Source organism: Paracoccus sp. S-4012, from assembly GCF_009674885.1.
Lineage (GTDB): Bacteria > Pseudomonadota > Alphaproteobacteria > Rhodobacterales > Rhodobacteraceae > Paracoccus.
On the sequence record NZ_WKKA01000014.1, the window covers coordinates 16,446 to 30,426 of the forward strand.

Here is a 13,981-nt window from a genome sequence, read left to right on the forward strand (position 1 = left end):
TCTGGGCACTCGGCTCGGGCAACTCGACGTTGACCACCGCCGGGCCACACCGTGGCGCCAGCTATGCGGGCGTCTATTTTTGGAATGCGGGGCAGGGGGCGTCGGGGGCGCGGGGCGGGCTTTCGGTCATCAGCTTCCCCTCGAACCTATCCAACTCGCCCATCGAGATGATCGAGGCCTCTGCCCCGATCCGCGTCCGCCACCGGCGAATCCAGCGCGGCAGCGGCGGCGCAGGACGGCGGCGAGGTGGCGACGGGCTGGACTTCGCCTTCCGCTTCGTGGGAGACAGCCCGACGACGGCGTCCTTCATCATGACGCAGATGCGCATCGGCCCGCCGGGCCTCGCGGGAGACGGAGCGGGACAGTCCGGCCTCGTCACCATCGACGGTGTGCGCCCGAATTTGACTGAGCACGTGATCCTCAACCCCGGCGCCGAGGTCGTGATTCAGACCGCGGGCGGCGGCGGTTTCGGCGCGGGGCCGGACTGATGCTGCACCTGACCGAAGCCGACGTCGCGCGCCGGCTCGACATGGACGTCGCCATCGCCGCCGTCCTGCGCGGGTTGACCGCAGAAGCCAATGGCGCAACCGCTGCGCATCCCAAGCAGGTGCTACCCTTTTGGTGAAACCGGTGCGGCGCTGCACATGCTGGGTGCGGTCGCTCCCGGCCTCGGCGTCTGCGGCGTCAAGGTGCGGACGCAGATCGGCGCCAACGCGCAGCCGCAGCTGCTAATCTTTGACAGTGCGACCGCGCCGCCGGTTCCCCTGATTGACGCCTACGCGCTCAGTTCGCTGCGCACCGGGGTGCTCGCCGCCGTGGCGACGTACGCCCTCGCGCATCCCGAGGCCTCGATCCTTGGGGTCGTCGGGTCGGGTAAGCAGGCCCGTGCGCTCGTCGCGGCTATCGCTCGTGTCCGCCGACTCTCCGAGGTCCGGCTGTGGAGCCCGACCGCGGATAACCGAACTCGCGCGGCTGCGGAGTTGTCCGAGGCGCTCGGCCTGATTGTGCGCGCTGTGAAAACGCCGGCGGGAGTCGTGCGGGACGCAGACATCGTGAGCCTCCCGGCCCGGGCACCTGAACCGCCCATCACCAGCGGGATGTTGGCGCGGCGCGCATCTCACCGCGATCGGGGTTACCGTTCCAGACCGTCGCGAACTGCCGCTCGACGTGTTCCCCCGCTGCGCGGCGGTCTGTGCCGATACCCCTGAGACCGTGCGCGCCTCGTCGGCCGACTTTGCTGCCTGGCTGTCGGATCCGGGCGGCGGCGTCTGGTCTCACTGGCCTCGCTGATCAAGTCCGGCGGCGGCCGGCCGTCGGGCGCGGGCCTGACTCTCTACAAGGGCATAGGCAGCGCAGTTGCCGACTTCGCCGTCCGCCTCGCCGTAACGGGTGCCTCGTTGACGTGATCGCCACAACGAAGCGCGTTGGGACCGGTGTATATGGCGCGGAGCCGAGACAGGCCCTCCAGACCGTCTGCTGCAAGGTCGGCTTCCCAAAGACGATCAGCGTCGACAGGGGCAGCGAGTTCTGCTCCCGCGACCTCGTCCGGGCTATGCCAGGCAGGTCGCCATGGATGTCAATCGGCTCGCAATCGGATCCCCCGATCGGCTCGCAAAAGGGACCTCTGTCGCGCGGGTAGCCGGCCCGAGGCGGCGTGGCCTGCTGCCGGTTCGTGGACACGAAGATAAGATCGTGATCAAGGGACCGGAGCCTGCCACCACCTTGAGCTCTCGGAGAGCGTGCTGCGGCGGTGGATCCGAGAGCTGGAGAATGCTCGGCTTGGTGCGCTCCCCGGGAACGGCCGTCCGCATGCCGAGCAAACCGAGATCGTCGTATTGAGAAAGGAGGTCGCCCGTCTCAAGGCGGAGCGTGACATCCTGAAAAAGGCGAATGCGTTCTTCGCGAGGGACGCGACATGAGGTGTCATTAGCACCGCCTTGTCTGGCCAGTGGCTGGCTATGTCCGGCGCTCAGCGTCTCGCGGTCGGGTTCAATGCCTGGCTCAAACGGCCGATGAGCGCTCGGGCCGCCTACGACGAGGAGCTTGGCTCGGCGATGTGCAAGAGCTTCAAGGACAACGACCCCAACGCAGAAGGGCGGGGCCCCGTGGCCCGCCCCCTTGTCGCTCCTTCCGGCTCCCGCGTCAGTTCGACGCGGGCGCCGCGGCCGGATCGGCCTCGAGCGTGACGGGCTCGCCGCTGGTCTCCGGCATCACCGCCGGATCGGCGCCGAGCGGCGCTCCGGGCGTGGTGGCGGCCGGGTCGGTCACGGTGCCGGTCATCGGCGTCGCGGCTGGGGCTGCCGTCCGCTCGCGGAAGACGTAGCCGGGTGCCGCATCGGCCGCCTCGCGGCTCAGGTCGGTCGAGAGCCGCTGGCCGTCGAAGTCGATCTTCAGGTTGGCCCAGTCGATGGCGACCTGCTTCTCGCCGATCCCGAGGAAGCCGCCCACGCCCACGATCGCCGCGGTGATCTGGCCGGTCTCATCCATGATGAGATCGTTGATCGAGCCAATATTCTCGCCGGTGGGCGATTCCACCGTGGCCCCGGTGATCCAGTCCACGCGCAGCTCGTTCGGCGCCTGGTCGCGGACCACCACATCGGCTCCGGAGGCGACGACAGCCGCGTCGGTGGTTGCGGTGGTCGTTGCGCTGTCGGTCGTGACCGTCGTGTCCGCGCCCGCGGGGGAAGTGGTCGTAACAGTGGTGCCGGTCGCGGGATCGGTCGCCGTGGTGGTCTCGGTGGAGGTGGTCTCCGTCGTGGTGGTGCCGGTTGTCGTCATGGAGCCGGTGGCCGCGGCACCGGAATCGACGGCATCGGCCGCGGCGGCGGCCTCGTCGCCCTCGGCCTCCATCTCGTCGCCGGCCTGTTCGGCATCGCTACCGGCCGGGGCGACGGCGTCGGTGGCGGCCTCGGCGGCGTCGCCGGCGGTTTCGGCGGTCGCGGCCGCGCCCTGATCCACGGCTTCGGCCACTTCGCCCGCGCCATTCTGGTCGGCGGGCACCGGGGTGCTGGTCTGGGCGAAGCCGAAGCCCGCGCCGAGCGGCAGCACGAGGGCTGTGGTGAGGAGGATCTTGCGCATCTGTATCTCCAGTCGTTGATCGCTGAACCGTGCGCGGTGAGAGGCTCCCGCGCGTTGGACACCCTTCAAACGACGCCTGAGCCGGTCTCGTTCCCTCGCGGTCCCGGCGATGGCCGGACTCCGCCGTCTGCTGCGGTTTGCCCTCGCGGCGCCGCGTGCTAAGGGGCCGCGACTCCTGCCCGTGCCCAAAGGTGCCCGATGCCCGCCATGACCGAACCGAAGCTCATCGCCGGCAACGCCAACAGGCCGCTGGCGCAGGCCATCGCAAGGCGCATGTCGCTGCACCGGGGCATGAATGTCAGCCTGGTCGACGCGCGGGTCGAGCGGTTCAACGACCAGGAAATCTTCGTCGAGGTGTTCGAGAACGTCCGCGGCGAGGACATGTACATCATCCAGCCGACCTCGAATCCGGCGAACGACAACCTGATGGAACTGCTCATCATGGCCGACGCGCTGCGCCGCTCGTCGGCGGCGCGCATCACCGCCGTGATCCCCTATTTCGGCTATGCCCGGCAGGACCGCCGCGCCAAGGCACGCACGCCGATCAGCGCCAAGCTGGTCGCCAACCTGCTGACCGAGGCCGGGGTGCAGCGGGTCCTGACGCTCGACCTGCACGCGACCCAGATCCAGGGCTTCTTCGACATCCCCGTGGACAACCTCTACGCCGCGCCGATCTTCGCGCTCGACCTGCTGCACCACTTCAACGGCGCCGACGACCTGATGGTGGTCTCGCCGGACGTGGGCGGCGTCGGCCGGGCGCGCGAACTGGCGCAGCGGATCGGGGCGCCGCTGGCGATCGTGGACAAGCGGCGCGAGACCCCCGGCGAGGTCGCCGAGATGACCATCATCGGCGAGGTCGAGGGCCGGCGCTGCATCATCGTGGACGACATCTGCGACACTGCGGGCACGCTGACCAAGGCCGCGCAGCTCCTCTGCGACCACGGCGCCTCCGAGGTCCATGCCTACATCACGCATGGCGTTCTCTCCGGCCCGGCGGTCGAGCGGATCGAGAAATCGGTGATGAAGTCGCTGGTCATCACTGATTCGATCGAGCCGACGCCGCAGGCGCGGGCCGCGCGCAACATCCGCATCGTGCCCACGGCGCCGATCTTCGCCCAGGCGATCATGAACATCTGGAACGGGACCAGCGTGTCGAGCCTGTTCGAGCTCGAGACGCTGCGCCCGATCTATGAGGGGCTCTACGCGGGCGCGTGAGGCTCAGGCGAGGCGGCTGCCGTCGCCGTTGAGAGGCCGCCGTGGCGTTCGGCATCGAGGGCCGCTGCGATGCGCCTGAGGCTGCCCGGCCGGTAGGGCTGGAAGCCGCGGCTCTCGGCCTCGGCCTGCCAGCGGCGGATCACAGAAGGGTGCAGTTCGCGCGGCGTCGCGGGGCCCACTCGATCCTTTGCGCGCAGGCGCATGACGCGGCTGAGGAGGCTGGCCGGGGTCGTCGTGTTGCGCAGCGGTCCCATGACCTCCTGCTCGTTGCGGATGGCCTGCAACTCGGCGTCGTCGAAGACCAGCCCGGCATCCTGCGCGCCCTCGATGATCCATGCCAGCCCGATGCTGGAGAGGGCGTGCACGTCTCCGCCACCCCCGACAGAGCCGTGATCGCCCGCGAACCACTTTTGCTGATAGGGTTCGGGGCTGCCGGACGGCGCGCTCTCGCGGTTCAACTCGTCGACGTTGTCCCATAATGTCGGCTGGAACGCCGGACGTGTCTCGTCCAGTGCGACGGCATGGCGCGCCGACTTCACCATGCTGCTGAGGCTCGCGTCGTGGAACCTGTATCTGCGCGCGGCCAGGTTTCTGATGAGGGGGAGACCCACCGGCACGCCGAGCGCCCCGACCGTGTCCCAGACGCCGAGATAGCTGACCGTCAGCAGCTTCGCGTCGCCATGGCCGTTCTCGCGCCGCCAGGCGATCTCCTTCGTGCTGGTCGCGATCCGCGGCGACAGTTCGAGGCGGAAGCGGTGGCTGTCCTCGCTGGATGGATGGGTGGCAGGGTCGTTCAGCGTGCGGTAGCGGCTCAAAGCCTCGGGTACCCGGTGCAGGAAGCGCCTCTCGACAATGCCGGTGGAACGAAGCAGCCCGGCCAGCGACCGGGCCGTGTAAGCCCCGCGCGAAAACCCGAGGATATGGATCTCGTCGCCGGGCTCATACATGAAGACGAGGTGCTGGTAGGCCTCCACGAGATTGGCAAACAGGCCCTTGCCGAAGGCGCCGCCGATCAGGCTGTCCAGCCGCCGGGCGATCCCGCGGCCGGTTCCGACGCCCGCGATATAGACCGGCACCTGCGCGGTTCCATCCGGCGCCTCGCCAAGCATCGCCTGCGCAAAGCGGATCACGTTGGTGGGGTGCAGGCTGTCCGAGCGGTTCCAGGTTCCGTCGCAGAGAATCACGATCCGCTTCATCCGGCAGAGTCCCTCTTCCCGTGCGGCAGGTTTCGCTCCCGAACTAAGTCTCCCCCTTGGTCCGGTGCGGGGCAAGCTGCCGCCAGCCGATATCGCGCCGGAAGAACCCCTCGGGCCAGTCCACCGCTTCGGCCAGCGCATAGGCCCGCCGCCCGGCCTCGGCCAGCGTCGCGCCGCGTCCCGTTGCAGCCAGCACCCGTCCGCCACCGGCGAGGATGCGGCCGCCGTCCTCCACCGTTCCGGCGTGGAACATGACCTCGGAACTGGTCTCGGGCAGTCCGTCCAGCCCCCGGATCTCGGTCCCCTTCTCCACCGCTCCGGGATAGCCCCGCGCGGCCAGCACCACCGTCAGCGCGTGGTCGTCGGCCCATTGCACCGCGACCTCCGCAAGCCGCCCCTCGGCGCTGGCATGGATCAGGTCGAGCGCCTGCGCGCCCAGCCGCATCATCAGCACCTGCGCCTCGGGGTCGCCGAAGCGGGTGTTGTATTCCACCAGCCGCGCGCGGCCGTCGGCGATCATCAAGCCGGCGTAGAGAACGCCCTGGAACGGCGTGCTACGGCGGGACATCTCGGCCAGCGTCGGGCGGATGATCTCGGCCATGACTTGGCGCTCGATCGCGGGCGTCAGCACCGGGGCGGGCGAGTAGGCGCCCATGCCGCCGGTGTTGGGGCCGGAGTCGCCCTCGCCCACGCGCTTGTGGTCCTGCGCGGTGCCGATGGGCAGCGCGGTCTCGCCGTCGCAGAGGACGAAGAAGCTCGCCTCCTCGCCGGCCATGAACTCCTCCAGCACAATGGAAGCGCCCGCCGCGCCGAAGCTGCCGCCGAGGGTGTCGTCGATGGCGGCGACGGCCTCGGCCTCGGTCATGGCCACCGTGACGCCCTTGCCGGCGGCGAGGCCGTCGGCCTTGACGACGATGGGGGCGCCGTGGGCCGCGACATGGGCGCGGGCGGATTCGGCCTCGGTGAAACGCGCCCAGGCGGCGGTGGGCGCGCCGCAGGCGTCGCACACCTCCTTGGTAAAGCTCTTCGAGGCCTCCAGCATCGCCGCCGCGCGGCTCGGGCCGAAGACCGCGAAGCCCGCCTCGCGCAGCGCGTCCGACACCCCCGCGGCCAGCGGCGCCTCGGGGCCGATCACTACCAGATCGACGGCGTTGGCCTCGGCGAACTCGGTCACGTCGCCGGGCGAGCAGATGTCGATGCTCGCGCAGCGCGCGATCCCCGCGATCCCCGCATTGCCGGGGGCGACGATCAGCCGGTCGCATTTCGGGTTCTGGCGGATCGCCCAGGCGAGCGCATGCTCGCGCCCGCCGCCGCCGAGGATCAGGATGTTCATGGCCACGTCCTTTTCGCCGCCGCATAGGCCAGCCGGCGCGGAGCCGCAACGCTTGCGCCCTCCCGCCCTGCGGGCGATGAACGCGCATGGACCTCTTCGAAGACGCCGCCCCGTCGAACGCCCCCGCGCTCTCCGTCTCCGAGATCTCGGGCGCGGTGAAGCGCGTGATCGAGGGCGAATTCGGCCGCGTCCGCGTGCGGGGCGAGGTCGGGCGGGTGTCGCGGCCGTCCTCGGGGCATCTCTATTTCGACCTGAAGGACGATAACGCCTGCATCGCGGCGGTCTGCTGGCGCACGCAGGCTGCGCGGCTGGCGCATCGGCCCGAGGAGGGGATGGAGATCATCGTCTCGGGCCGGCTGACGACCTTCCCCGGCGCGTCGAAATACCAGCTTCTGGTCGAATCGGTGGAGCCCGCGGGCCTTGGCGCGCTGATGGCGATGCTGGAGCAACGCCGAAAGGCGCTGGCCGCCGAGGGGCTCTTCGACGCCGCCCGCAAGCGGGCGTTGCCGTCGCTGCCGCGGGTGATCGGCGTCGTCACCTCGCCCTCGGGCGCGGTGATCCGCGACATCCTGCACCGGCTGCGCGACCGTTTTCCGGTGCATGTGGTGATCTGGCCGGTGGCGGTGCAGGGCGCCGCCTGCGCGCCGGAGGTCGCGGCGGCGATCGCGGGCTTCAACGCGCTTGGTCCCGGCGGGCCGGTGCCGCGCCCGGACCTCATCATCGTGGCGCGCGGCGGCGGCTCGGTCGAGGACCTCTGGGGCTTCAACGACGAGGCGGTGGTGCGCGCGGTCGCGGCGGGAACGATCCCGCTGATCTCGGCCGTCGGCCACGAGACCGACACCACGCTGATCGACCACGCCGCCGACCTGCGCGCGCCGACCCCGACCGCGGCAGCCGAGTTGGCGGTCCCGGTACGGTCGGAACTGGTCGCCCGGCTGGCCGAGATCCGGGCGCGTCAGGTGCGCGCCATGCAGACGCGGGTGGCGCTGCCGGGGCAGAGGCTGCGCGACCTCGCCCGCGCGATGGGACGCCCGCAGGCGCTGACCGAGGGGGCGCGGCAGCGATTCGACCTCACCGCGGCGCGGCTGGAACCGGCCCTGCGGGGCTTCACCCGCAGCCGCCGCGACCGGCTGAACGCGCTGCCGCTGCCGCCTGCGCTGTTGCGGCAAGGGGCGACCGCGGCGCGGCGGCGGCTCGAGGAGGGGGCGCGGCTGGAACCGGCGTTGCGGCGGCGCGCGCAGATCGCCCGGAGCGAACGGGACAGCGCCGCGGCAAAGCTGCGGCCGGCCATCGCCCGCCGCCTGCGCGAGATGGCGCGTGACCTCGACGCCGGGCGCCGACGCCTCGACGCGGGCCTCTCGCGCGCCCGCATGGCGGGGCTGCGCCGGAATGCCGAGTGCCGGGCGCAGCTCGACGGGCTGGGGAAGCGCCTCGCCGCGGCCGAGGCGCGGCAAACGCGGCTCCGGCGCGAGCGGCTGGACCGCCTCGATCGCCTGCGTCAGACGCTCGGCTATCGCGAGACGCTGAAGCGCGGCTTTGCGGTGGTGCATGGGCCGGAGGGGCTGGTGGCCTCGGCCGTTGCCGGTGCGGCGCTGGCGCGGCTGGAGATCGAGTTCCACGACGGCCGCCTCGGCGCGCGGCCGGAAGGGGCGCGGGCGAAACCCGCGGCGCGACCGCCGGGCGGGCAGGGGACGCTGTTCTAGCAACCGAAACCTTCTGCGAAGTTTCGAAGCGATCCTTCGCAGAAGGATCGGCGCGCGCGAGGGTTCCCCTCGGTCGCGCCCCCGCGTAATGTCCTGCGCGCCGAGCGGAGGGTCGCCCATGTCGTTCTTTTCCAAGCTGCGCGACCGCCTGACGCGGTCCTCGACGAAGATCGGCGAGGGGCTGGACGACCTCGTGGCCGAGGCGCCCGAAGCCGCGCCCGCACCGCCGCCTGCTCCTGAACCCGCCGCCGCCGCCAGGCCGGGCCTCATGGACCGCCTGCTCGGCCGCGAGACCGCCCCGGCGCCCCCGCCCGAGCCGCGCCGCGAGCTTGACGACGAGATGCTCGAGGGGCTCGAGGAGACCCTCATTGCCGCCGACATGGGCGTGGATACGGCGTTGCGCGTGACCGCCAACATCGCAGAGGGGCGCATGGGGCGGCGCGTGTCAGCGACCGAGTTGAAAGGCTGGCTCGCGGCCGAGATCGCGCGGATCATGGCGCCGGTGGCGCGGCCGCTGCCGCTCTATGCGAGGACGCCGCAGGTGGTGCTGGTTGTGGGCGTCAACGGCTCAGGCAAGACGACGACCATCGGCAAGCTGGCGGCGCAGCTGAACGCGGCGGGCAAGAAGGTCGTGATCGCAGCGGGCGACACCTTCCGCGCGGCGGCGGTCGAGCAGCTGCAGGTCTGGGGACAGCGCGCGGGCGTGCCGGTGATGACCGCGCCGCAGGGCTCCGACCCCGCCAGTCTCGCCTTCGACGCCATGACGCGGGCCGAGGCGGAGGGGGCGGATCTGCTGCTGATCGACACCGCCGGCCGCCTCCAGAACCGCGCCGACCTGATGGAGGAACTCGCCAAGATCGTCCGCGTGATCCGCAAGAAGGACCCGAGCGCGCCGCACAACACGGTGCTGGTCCTCGATGCCACCACGGGCCAGAACGCGCTGAGCCAGGTCGAGACCTTCCAGAAGATGGCTGATGTGACGGGCCTCGTGATGACCAAGCTCGACGGCACCGCGCGCGGCGGCGTGCTGGTCGCGCTCGCCGACCGCTTCGGGCTGCCGATCCACGCGATCGGCGTGGGCGAGCAGATCGACGACCTCGACGCCTTCGACCCGGACGAGTTCGCCCGCGCGCTCGTGGGTCTGGCGTGATCCAGCTGCCCGCGGCCCTCGGGCTTGCCGATGTGGCGGCGGTGGTGCTGCACCTCGCGGCATGGATCGGAGTGGGCTGGCTGGTCGCCAATCCGCAGGGCGGGCGCGTCTCGGTCGCCGTGCTGATGGAGGAGCACCGGCGCAACTGGATGCGCGAGTTCCTGACCCGGCAGCCGCGCATCATGGACGGCGCGCTGCTGGGCATGCTGTCGCAGAGCGCGTCGTTCTTCGCCTCGGCCACGATGATCGCCATCGGCGGCGGCCTGGCCCTGATCGGCAATCCCGAGACCGTCGCCCGCGCCGCCGAGGAGGTCGTGCCGGGGCTGCTGCCGGAACTGGTCTGGCAGATCAAGCTGGCGCTCGCGCTGCTGCTGGTGGTCAACGCTTTCCTGCGCTTCGTCTGGGCGCACCGGCTGTTCGGCTATTGCGCCGTGCTGATGGGCGCGGTGCCGAACGACGCCTCGCACCCCGAGGCGATGGGGCTGGCGATGAAGGCGGCCGAGATCAACATCCACGCGGCGCGGAACTTCAACGCCGGCCTGCGCGCGGTCTATTTCGCCATCGGCGCGCTGGCTTGGCTGGCGGGACCGCTGGCGCTGACGCTCGCCACCGCGGCGGTGCTGTGGACCACCTGGCGGCGTGAGTTCGCCTCGGGCTCGCGCCGCGCGCTGCTGCGGCGCTGACCCCTCAGGGCGCCGTGTGATCCGAGAGCGTGGTCGGCCCCTCGGGGTCGAAGCCGCCATTGGCGATCTGGTCTGAGGGCGGGATCGGGTAGTCGCCCGAGAAGCAGGCATCGCAATACTGCGGGCAAGCCCCGTCACGGCCCTGCGCCTCGCCCACGGCGCGATAGAGGCCGTCGAGCGAGATGAACGAGAGGCTGTCCACGCCGATCCAGTCGCGCATCTCCTCGGGCGACATCTGCGCCGCCAGCAGCTTGTCGCGATGAGGGGTATCGACGCCGTAGAAGCACGGCCATGCGGTCGGCGGGCTGGCGATGCGGAAGTGGACCTCCGCCGCGCCCGCGGCGATGATCATGTCCTTGATCTTGCGCGAGGTCGTCCCGCGCACCACCGAATCGTCCACCAGCACCACGCGCTTGCCCTTCACGAGCGCCCGGTTGACGTTCAGCTTCAGCCGCACGCCCATGTCGCGGATCTGCTCGGTCGGCTCGATGAAGGTGCGGCCCATGTACTGGTTGCGGATGATCCCCATGGCATAGGGGATGCCGCTCTCCTGGCTGTAGCCGATCGCGGCGGGCGTGCCGGAATCGGGCACCGGGCAGACCATGTCGGCCTCGACCGGAGCCTCGCGGGCCAGTTCGACGCCGATCTGGCGCCGGGTCTCGTAGACCGAGCGGCCGCCGATGATCGAATCGGGGCGCGAGAAATAGACATGCTCGAAGATGCAGAAACGGCTCTGCGCGGGCGCGAAGGGGCGGACGCTGGCGACCTCGCCGCCCGAGATCACCACCATCTCGCCCGGCTCGATCTCGCGCAGGAACTCGGCCCCGATGATGTCGAGGGCGCAGGTCTCGGAGGCGAGCACATGCGCGCCATCATGGAGCGTGCCGAGGACCAGGGGACGCACGCCCAGCGGGTCGCGCACACCGATCAGCTTGGTGCGGGTCATGGCGATGACACTGAAGGCGCCCTCGACGCGGCGCAGGGCGTCCTTCATCCGCTCGGGAATCGAAGTCTGGATCGACCGCGCCATCAGGTGGATGATGCATTCGGTGTCCGAACCGGAGGCGAAGATCGAGCCGCGCTCGATCAGTTCGCGGCGCAGCGCGGCGGCGTTGGTGATGTTGCCGTTATGCGCGATCGCGCAACCGCCCATCGCCAGCTCGCCGAAGAAGGGCTGCACGTCGCGGATCACCGGGGCCTTGGAGCCCGCGGTCGAATAGCGGACATGGCCGATGGCGAGCGCGCCGGGCAGCGTCTCCATCAGCGAGGCCTTGGTGAAGTTGTCGCGGACATAGCCGAAGCGATGCGCGCCGTTGAAGCCGCGCTCGGGGTCATAGGCGACGATGCCGCCGGCCTCCTGGCCGCGATGCTGCAGGGCGTGGAGGCCGAGGGCCACGAAGTTCGCGGCTTCGGGGACGCCGATGACGCCAAAGACCCCGCACTCCTCGTGCAGGCTGTCGTGATCGAGGGGCTGGGAAGGGAACGGCTGCATTGGCGGCGACTCCGGCCGAGCGGGCAAGGCGCGTATGTAGGGGCGCCGGGCGCGGAAGTCACTCCCCCACGCGGGATCAATTCGTGGCGGGGGCCGGTGCGGGGGCGTCGGGCGTGGTCGCCGCCGGCGCGGTCGTCGCGGCCGGCGGCGGCGCGGTGTCGAGCGTGCCGCCCGCGGGGCCACAGCTGCGGACCAGCTCCTCGTAGCGCGCCACGGCCCAGCCGGGCGCGTCCTGCGGGATCTGCTCGTTCATCTGGGTGCGCAGGCGCGAGAAGACCTCGGCCGAGCGCGAGTTCTCGACCACCGCGATGCCGGCATTCGCGGCCACGCGGTCATAGACGATGAACGCGACGGCGACGAGGAGGATGCCGCGGGCCACGCCGAACAGGAACCCCATGCCCTGATCGACGCCGCCGAGCGCGCTGCGCTGCACCACTGACGAGAAGAGTGGCGTGATGATCGAGAAGACCACGAGGGCGATGGCGAAGACCACGGCGAAGCCGGCGATGATGCCAAGCTCGCAGCTGTCGCCGAGGAACTGGTTGAGGACCGGCACCTGCGCGATCATCGGCCTCACGGCGCCCGCGAAGAGGAAGGCGATGATCGCGGCGGCGATCCATCCGGTGATCGCCATGGCCTCGCGCGCGAAGCCGCGGGAATAGGCGAGGATCGCCGACAGGATGATGACCGCGGCCACGATGCCGTCGATGAGCGTGAAGCCGTCCATACTCGCCTTCCTGAGCCTCTGTCCTCACCGGGCTCAGCCGGCGCCGAATGTCTCGCCCACGAAGCGGGTCAGATCCGCGTGGCGGGCGAGGGCCATGCCCTCCGCCGCCTCGACCTTCTGCGCCTCCGGCACGATCGCCCGCGAGAAACCAAGTTTCCGCGCCTCTTTCAACCTGTTTTCCGCCTGCGCTACTGGACGGAGCGCGCCCGAGAGGCTGACCTCGCCGAAACAGACGGCCTCCGGGGGCAATGCCACGTCCTCGCGGGCGCTGAGGAGGGCGGCGGCAATGGCGAGGTCGGCGGCAGGTTCGGTCACGCGCATGCCGCCCGCGACGTTGAGGAACACGTCCAGGCCCGCGAAGGGGATGGCGCAGCGCGCCTCGAGAACCGCGAGGATGGTCGAGACGCGGCCGGCGTCGAGGCCGACGACCGTGCGGCGCGGGCTGGCCAGGGTGGAGGGCGCGACGAGGGCCTGCACCTCGGTCAGCAGGGGCCGGGTGCCCTCGATGCCCGCAAAGACCGCCGCGCCCGCGACAGCCTCGCCGCGCTCGGAGAGAAACAGCGCCGAGGGGTTGGGGACTTCGGCGAGGCCGCCGCCGGTCATCTCGAAGACACCGATCTCGCCCGCCGGGCCGAAGCGGTTCTTGACGCTGCGGAGGATGCGGAACTGGTGGCCGCGCTCGCCCTCAAAGTAGATCACGGTGTCGACCATGTGCTCGACCACCCGCGGGCCGGCGATCTGGCCCTCCTTGGTGACATGGCCCACGAGAATGACGGCGACCCCGCGCGACTTGGCGAAGGTCACAAGCTCGTGCGCGGCGGCGCGGACCTGTCCGACCGAGCCCGGCGCGGCGTCGACGGTGTCAGCCCAGAGGGTCTGAATCGAATCGATCACCGCGACTTCGGGGCGCTCGGCGTCGAGCGTGGTGAGGATATCGCGCAGCGCGGTCTCGGCCCCGAGCCGCACCGGGGCGTCGGAGAGGCCGAGGCGCGCGGCGCGCATCCGCACCTGCGCCGTTGCCTCCTCGCCGGAGATATAGATCGCGGGCGCCCCGTTGCGCGCGAGGGCGGCCGTGGCCTGCAAGAGCAGCGTGGACTTGCCGATCCCCGGATCGCCACCCACGAGGATCGCCGAGCCGGGGACGAGCCCGCCGCCCAGCACCCGGTCGAACTCCTCGATTCCCGAGGCCCGGCGCGGCGGCGCGGGCTCGCTGCCCGCCAGCGGATGCAGCGGCACCGCCCGCCCCTTGGCGGCCCCGAGCGCCCGCCCCGGCCCGGCCGACAGCGGCGCCTCCTCGACGACGCTGTTCCACGCGCCGCAGGAATCGCAGCGCCCGGCCCACTTGCGATGGGCGGCGCCGCAGGCGGTGCAGGTGAAGGCGGGGGCAGGGGCGCGGGCCATGGC

The 13,981-nt window shown here is 71.0% G+C and carries 12 protein-coding genes and 2 pseudogenes; 8 read left to right on the forward strand and 6 right to left on the reverse strand.

Annotated features, from left to right (window positions below):
• Window positions 1-2: 2 nt before the first annotated feature.
• From GI374_RS19370 to GI374_RS19870, 4 genes and pseudogenes are all read left to right on the forward strand, one after another.
• A pseudogene (locus GI374_RS19370) lies at window positions 3-488 on the forward strand (hydantoinase B/oxoprolinase family protein); the annotation flags it as partial.
• Window positions 488-625: a hypothetical protein gene (locus tag GI374_RS15015; protein WP_154337870.1), complete on the forward strand. Its 138-nt coding sequence runs from the start codon at window positions 488-490 to the stop codon at window positions 623-625. The pseudogene GI374_RS19370 and the gene GI374_RS15015, both read left to right, overlap by 1 nt.
• Window positions 579-1,208, forward strand: coding sequence for a hypothetical protein (locus GI374_RS15020; RefSeq protein WP_154337871.1), 630 nt, complete (start codon window positions 579-581; stop codon window positions 1,206-1,208). The genes GI374_RS15015 and GI374_RS15020 overlap by 47 nt, the downstream gene beginning before the upstream one ends.
• Window positions 1,209-1,721: 513 nt before the next feature.
• Window positions 1,722-1,919 (forward strand): annotated as a pseudogene (locus tag GI374_RS19870) (transposase); the annotation flags it as partial.
• Between the two features lie 223 nt (window positions 1,920-2,142).
• On the opposite strand, the gene GI374_RS15030 reads toward GI374_RS19870, so the two are convergent.
• Window positions 2,143-3,078: a PRC-barrel domain-containing protein gene (locus GI374_RS15030; RefSeq protein ID WP_154337873.1), complete on the reverse strand. Its 936-nt coding sequence runs from the start codon at window positions 3,076-3,078 to the stop codon at window positions 2,143-2,145.
• Between the two features lie 198 nt (window positions 3,079-3,276).
• Here GI374_RS15030 and GI374_RS15035 point away from each other — a divergent pair, with 198 nt between their 5' ends.
• Window positions 3,277-4,293 carry a ribose-phosphate pyrophosphokinase gene (locus GI374_RS15035; protein ID WP_154337874.1) on the forward strand — a complete coding sequence of 339 codons (1,017 nt, stop codon included), beginning with the start codon at window positions 3,277-3,279 and terminating at the stop codon, window positions 4,291-4,293.
• On the opposite strand, the gene GI374_RS15040 is transcribed toward GI374_RS15035, so the two are convergent.
• Window positions 4,278-5,489 carry a DUF2235 domain-containing protein gene (locus GI374_RS15040; protein WP_195759947.1) on the reverse strand — a complete coding sequence of 404 codons (1,212 nt, stop codon included), beginning with the start codon at window positions 5,487-5,489 and terminating at the stop codon, window positions 4,278-4,280. The genes GI374_RS15035 and GI374_RS15040 overlap by 16 nt on opposite strands.
• Before the next feature lie 43 nt (window positions 5,490-5,532).
• The gene (gene purD / locus GI374_RS15045) at window positions 5,533-6,822 is read right to left on the reverse strand and encodes a phosphoribosylamine--glycine ligase (RefSeq protein WP_154337876.1); all 1,290 of its coding nucleotides are present in this window, start codon (window positions 6,820-6,822) and stop codon (window positions 5,533-5,535) included.
• A gap of 86 nt (window positions 6,823-6,908) precedes the next feature.
• On the opposite strand from purD, the gene xseA reads away from it, so the two are divergent.
• The 3 genes from xseA (at window position 6,909) to GI374_RS15060 (ending at window position 10,358) form a co-directional block, all read left to right on the forward strand.
• Window positions 6,909-8,525, forward strand: coding sequence for an exodeoxyribonuclease VII large subunit (gene xseA / locus GI374_RS15050; protein ID WP_154337877.1), 1,617 nt, complete (start codon window positions 6,909-6,911; stop codon window positions 8,523-8,525).
• A gap of 118 nt (window positions 8,526-8,643) precedes the next feature.
• Complete coding sequence (ftsY, locus tag GI374_RS15055) at window positions 8,644-9,675, forward strand: signal recognition particle-docking protein FtsY (RefSeq protein WP_154337878.1); 1,032 nt, start codon at window positions 8,644-8,646, stop codon at window positions 9,673-9,675.
• On the forward strand, window positions 9,672-10,358 hold the full coding sequence (locus GI374_RS15060; protein ID WP_370515388.1) for a DUF599 domain-containing protein: 687 nt from the start codon (window positions 9,672-9,674) through the stop codon (window positions 10,356-10,358). Before ftsY ends, GI374_RS15060 begins: the two co-directional genes overlap by 4 nt.
• A 4-nt stretch (window positions 10,359-10,362) precedes the next feature.
• On the opposite strand, the gene purF is transcribed toward GI374_RS15060, so the two are convergent.
• From purF to radA, 3 genes are all read right to left on the reverse strand, one after another.
• Window positions 10,363-11,850 carry an amidophosphoribosyltransferase gene (purF, locus tag GI374_RS15065; protein ID WP_154337879.1) on the reverse strand — a complete coding sequence of 496 codons (1,488 nt, stop codon included), beginning with the start codon at window positions 11,848-11,850 and terminating at the stop codon, window positions 10,363-10,365.
• Window positions 11,851-11,926: 76 nt separating this feature from the next.
• Window positions 11,927-12,577, reverse strand: coding sequence for a CvpA family protein (locus GI374_RS15070; protein ID WP_154337880.1), 651 nt, complete (start codon window positions 12,575-12,577; stop codon window positions 11,927-11,929).
• Between the two features lie 33 nt (window positions 12,578-12,610).
• Window positions 12,611-13,978 (reverse strand): DNA repair protein RadA, encoded by a 1,368-nt coding sequence (gene radA / locus GI374_RS15075; protein ID WP_154337881.1) that lies wholly within the window; start codon window positions 13,976-13,978, stop codon window positions 12,611-12,613.
• Window positions 13,979-13,981: the final 3 nt, after the last annotated feature.